At 43.7% G+C, this 5,536-nt stretch carries 3 protein-coding genes; 1 reads left to right on the top strand and 2 read right to left on the bottom strand.

The window, feature by feature from the left end; all coding sequences use genetic code 11:
* The first annotated feature begins 206 nt into the window (after positions 1-206).
* On the top strand, positions 207-977 hold the full coding sequence (locus JMY06_RS11490; RefSeq protein ID WP_201618384.1) for a hypothetical protein: 771 nt from the start codon (positions 207-209) through the stop codon (positions 975-977).
* Positions 978-1,525: 548 nt separating this feature from the next.
* Here JMY06_RS11490 and JMY06_RS11485 read toward each other — a convergent pair.
* Positions 1,526-4,027 carry a penicillin acylase family protein gene (locus tag JMY06_RS11485; RefSeq protein ID WP_201618383.1) on the bottom strand — a complete coding sequence of 834 codons (2,502 nt, stop codon included), beginning with the start codon at positions 4,025-4,027 and terminating at the stop codon, positions 1,526-1,528.
* A 247-nt stretch (positions 4,028-4,274) separates the two neighbouring features.
* On the bottom strand, positions 4,275-5,180 hold the full coding sequence (locus JMY06_RS11480) for an MBL fold metallo-hydrolase (protein ID WP_201618382.1): 906 nt from the start codon (positions 5,178-5,180) through the stop codon (positions 4,275-4,277).
* Positions 5,181-5,536 lie beyond the last annotated feature (356 nt).

Raw genomic sequence — 5,536 nt, 5'->3', positions numbered from 1 at the left:
TTGACTTTTATCGTCAGGCTGCTTGATTAAAATCTCCCAAGTTAATGTCTACGGGATTGACAGCATAGGTCAGGGTGCCCAAATTGTGCCTTCTTTCAATTTCACCTGTATCTCAAAGTAGCATTTTTAACCTCTACCTTAGTTTTCCTAAAACTGCCTTAAAATTAATTTACTTCACTTTCTCTACCGATTCGTTGGGTACGTAAGTGAACAAATCACCAACTCCAACATCTAAAGATATTTTTCATACTGCATCCTCCTCAAATGAAAATCTGTTTATGCGTTATGGTCTAAATCGTGTGCAACTACTATTACAAGTTTATGATAATAAAATGCCTTCAGATGAAGCGGCAGCATTAGCAAGTATCACTATTTATGATGCACAAATATTAGTAGAGCGTGCCTGTCAGGTCACGAGGATCACCACCAAACGGGGCCAGTCTCGATTTACAAAACCAGTAGACTCAGAGACAGACACGCTAAGCCCACTTAGCTTACAATATCAAAGCGATCTTAGATTGTTGTTCCCCCTACGAAGCAACGCTTATCAACTGCGACATCAGTCAGAATCTGACTGGCAATGGTTCATGCTGATATGCCGACAAAGACTGTCCAATAGCAGATCATTTGTGCCATTTTTAGAAAAGGAGAAAGAAGAATTACAGCGTTTTGTTAGCATTGCAAAACAATTGCTGCCTGATAAAAACTGGCTGATTACCAGTAGCGAAACTGTATTCGAAAAAAGCATTCATTCCTCTCACTACAAAGGCATGAAACAAGCACAAAAAGACTCGGTGAATACAATTCATATAGGCATTACAAATCGGGACTACAGAGTTAAGAGTAAGAAGACAGCAGACAATGAAACAGATGCCGCTAAAAAGACAACATGGCAATACTCGCCGTTACTACGGTTTTTTGTGCACATGATGCTAATCACTGATGAAAACCTACCCTTTATAAATAATGAGCCATAGATATTTTAGTCATTATTTTTGACAGACCAAAAATATTATTTCAACTTAATTCTATGCTCGATGGCGACCCCATGTATCTGAAACTCTGTAAACCGGCTATCAATAGTTGGATAGTCAGGATTGTGCGAGTTCAGCTGAGCGTATGCCTGCCCCATCGTTTCATCAAAGCCGCAATCTCGCCATCTGCGTAGCGTAACTTGGTCGGTATCGTCGGTTGCAATCACATAATCACCTGGCACGGGCGTTAGACTTAGGTTCGATAAATTGAATAAGCTCTAATAAATATAATTAGTTCAGCAGTCGAATATAAGTAGTTCCATTGAATAGGTCTATTTTGAGTAGTCTATAAATAGGGTTAGGGGTTATAAACAGTTGGTTCCCTTGAGGTCTAGCTTAACCTTACTTCTAAGACCTCTCAAAAATAGCGACTTTTCTCTATCTAAACTAATTTACCATAACGCCTGTTATATCCTGTAAATTAGGCTCTAAGATAGTCGGAAGCAAAAAGCGTAATTCATACACCCAATGCTTCCTTGACTATGGCTAATTTACTTGGATTTTTTGATGGTGAGAGTCTGCGTGTAGATAGTATTAGCATTAACTTCTTCATCCGTGAACCAAACTCGTTTACGATTGAGGTCAGCATACTCATCAGTCTGATCATTATAATGTGTCGTAGTCGTGCCATCTGGCGCAATAAAGCCACTTTGTCCAGGTGGAACCGTTTCCCAAGCTTTTACACCGTCCTCAGTAAAGACAGTCATGTTATTTTCGGTACCGCGATTCATCGCAATTGCAGTATCTTGTTCCTGAGCTGGAAGCGTTTGAGGGATGTCGCGGAAATTCTTGTGACTGTAGCGGATAATCCCGACAGGGGCTAACCAGTTCGCTATGTCGTCTCCGTAGGTTTCGATAAGTTCTTTTTCGGCCGCATCGAGTGCTGATAAAATAGCCTCATTTGAGTTACCATCAAAGAAATCGTAGCCATTGCCTGACAAGGCGTTATGCAGAACCTTGGTACCAACTTGAATATTTTGTCCAGATGCAGTGGTTACCTCTGGCCCAGGATAACCGGCATTGGCAAAAATATCGTCATATGGTTCGGGTAAGGTGCGCTCGAACGTTTGCGCCAAAAACTGTGTCAGCCAAGTTTGCATGATTACAGCGCCGGGGTGATCATATTTACCGTCGCCATCCTTATCTTCAAGCATCTGGTTCCAGTTTTGCAACTGTTCAGCCAATTGGTGTCGCGGATCATCCGAAGGCAGATCTTTTACCGCGTTAAGTACAAACGGAATCATCTCGCCCGCGTTGACATCTTCAAACGATACATGCCCAACGACGGCATCCCACACCTCATCAGCAGTAAAGCTATCTTTGGCATTAAATTCGTCGAACATAACTTTAACACGATCCGCGGGCATCCATGAGTACCAAAACTGGTCGGGGCTCGGAAAACCTTCGGCGGGGCGGTTATTCCAGTTTAAAATCATGTTGTTCGACGGATTTAAGACCTGTGGGTTGGTTTCAAATGGCATGATACCTTGCCAATCCATGTCACCCTCACCAGACGCAGGGGTACGACCATCATGACCTTCAGTACGTTTGGGATAATAACCACCAAAAATATAGCCAATGTCACCCTCAGCGTCGGCGTAATAAAGATTGATATTCACCGCAGATTTTGAAGCAGCTGTTTTGAACTCATCAAAATTTTGAGCTTTCATGATGTCGATCCAAGATTCGAGCGTATCGATTTCGCTGCCGCTCCATGCGCGCTTCTGAGAATATGCAATATTGGTATCGATATCTCGCGCCACGACTGGACCGTGCACAGTGCGGTAAGCAGCAAACGTCACCGAATCGCCACCGTTCACGTCGATAGTTTGCTCACTGGTCTCCATATCCTTCCATGCACCTTTATATTTGTATTGTATGGGGTTCTTTGGGTTGATAGTTTCACGAAATAAATCCACCAGATCACCTGCTGCCCACGTGCTTCCCCAAGCGATTTGGCCGTTATGAGCAAACATGATAGCTGGAAATCCATAAACTGTGTTTCCAGCTACATCGAAACCTGCACCATGCAGACCAACCGAATAGGTGTAAGCCGGCTGATACCAGCCAAATTGCGGCCCATTTAAAAGCACAGATTTCGCACCGTTTAGTTTTTCAGGTCCAAGAATCGCCATATTTGAAGCGCCTTCGTAGCGCAGAGCCGATGGGCCTTGCGTACGCAGTGCGGTTAGATTAGCGTCTCTCCATTCAGCGCGTGGCAGGGCGGTCCCATCGGCACGAATGAAGTCAGTGGGTGCCCTGGCAGCCTGACGCAAGACTTCGGGCGTGATCGCACTTTTTAATACTGGTCGCAGGTTTGGCTTCTTGTCCTCACGCTTTGCTGGATCCCAATCACCTATTGGAATAGTGGTTGGCGCGCCAGGCACATCTAATGACAGTAAGGTATTGAAAATTTCGTGCCCGGTGGTTTCGCCGTGTTTGTCAATTAGGGTGTTAAGTAATGCAGCATTGTCGAGTTCAGTGTTATAATCGCCAAAGCGATAAAGCATTGATCCAACAAACACCATTGCCACATCGTAACCAGTCCAAGCTTGTGGCGTGACACCGTGGGTTAGATATTCTTTAGGCATCAGTATATCAGGTTGACTATTGATGCGAGCGATCCAAGCGTTAATACCAGCGGCATAGCCATCCAGAATATCGCGCTGTTCTTTGCTAGAATTTTTTATCTGATCTTGAATACTCCAAGGCCAGTAATTACCCCTTATCTGTTTGTCAAAATCGACAAACTCTGCACCTAAGATTTCTGAAACTTTGCCTGTGCCAGTACGACGCGCCATATCGAGAGAATACAACCGGTCTTGTGCAATCGAGTAACCATAGCCGTAAAATAAATCATACGCACTGCTCGCATAGATATGTGGTGTTCCATATTCATCGCGTTTTATCGAGATTTCGTCAGCCCAGGCAGAGCCACTAGTGACAAAGCCTATTGTCATAAGTAATGTCATTAAAGGACGTGAAAATGCCATTAAAAACCTCCATGTATTGTTTTTAATTGTTGTTTTATCGCAATATCTGCATATTTTAGAGGGGGTTACCCTTTAATCTATACTGCGTGATGACCTTTCGAAAAAAATGTGCGTAAAGAATTGCCCTGCAGCAATCTAGAGCCATTAGTCCGTGGCAAAGCACCCAAATTGACTACGTCATGATGTCTATACATAACATCTCTGCCACAACGAGCGCAAAAAAATACTTTTATATCATCAGTGCTGGTCAGTATTCATCAAGATCATTTGCCAATACAACGTCTCCATCGTAAAGTGCTTTGACCTCTGAATAGGCTGTTTCGATAGGAGAATCATAGTGCAGCACATGGGTTAACACTAATAAATTAGGCTTTGCCTTGTTAGCTATCTGCGCCAGTTCGCTAGTCAACGTATGTGATGAGTGATGATAAGCTTGCCAGTTGGGAGACAATGCCTTCAAGCCTTCTTCACTGATAACTTCATGAATTAAAATATCTGCGCCCTTTGCCTTTTTAATCACATTCTCACTGTAAGTTGTGTCACCCGAAAAAACAATAGTCTTATCAGGAGTTGTTATTTTGTACCCATAGGCAGGATCGATATCACCATGGTCGACGCTAAATGCCTCTACGGTGACATTGTTATCATCGAAAATAATGCCGTCTTTTGGGATTTCCGTTACCGCTACCTGATACATGGTGGCATCGCGAACAGGCTGATTGCCGCCAGTACGTAGGGCGATGTCTACTTTCTGCATTTCGTAATAACCATCAGTCATATCTTGGAGACCCTTTGGACCATATGCGTTCAATCGCGCATCCCGTCTCCACCATAACGTAGCGGCCAGTTCTGAATAGTCCATTGTATGGTCACTGTGCAGGTGGGACAGAAAAACATTCTTGATCATGGGAGGGTTTAATTCAGGTGCATCCATGGTTTTCCAAGCTTGGATTGCACGTTGTACCGTGCCATGCCCTGCATCAAACAAATACGCCTCACCATCATGAATGACAGCAAACCCCGAACCAGCCCGTTCGGCGTTGGGCCAAGGCGTGCCCGTTCCCAACATAATCACACGCGTTTCAGCTTGTACCGCACCTGCTGAAAGGATAAGAATAGCGAGAAGTGAAATCCGTTTCATAATTGTTTTCACAATATACTCTCCTAAGTTATTAGTTAATAATAAACACCACTAGAAAATAAGGGTGCTTAAATCCTGATCTTTTAATCGTTAGAGCAACAACCATAATGTAGGCTATTTCGATGTCTTGCTCATACGAAGCTTTATTCTTGATGATTGCAGCCGATCTATATCACTATCTCAACAGCCCAAGCGATATTACCGGGAACGTTGTCAAAACAATCAAGTCAAGTCAGAGACAATAAAGGGTACGACGCCATGAAACATATCAGCGAGCTTCATATGCGGTGCCACCGCCTTCAAACTGCTCTCTGGTTAGTTCCATAGCCTCTTCGCTGATTTCATTTAACTCGCCACCTGAAGCCATC

This window comes from Psychrobacter urativorans (assembly GCF_904846675.1).
In the GTDB taxonomy this organism is placed as follows: Bacteria; Pseudomonadota; Gammaproteobacteria; order Pseudomonadales; family Moraxellaceae; genus Psychrobacter; species Psychrobacter urativorans_B.
This window is presented reverse-complemented; position numbering and strand designations above follow the sequence as displayed.

What these genes read in the sequence shown, in the direction of transcription:
- JMY06_RS11485 (WP_201618383.1), bottom strand. Translation starts at nt 4,027, where the DNA reads ATGGCATTTTCACGTCCTTTAATGACATTACTTATGACAATAGGCTTT.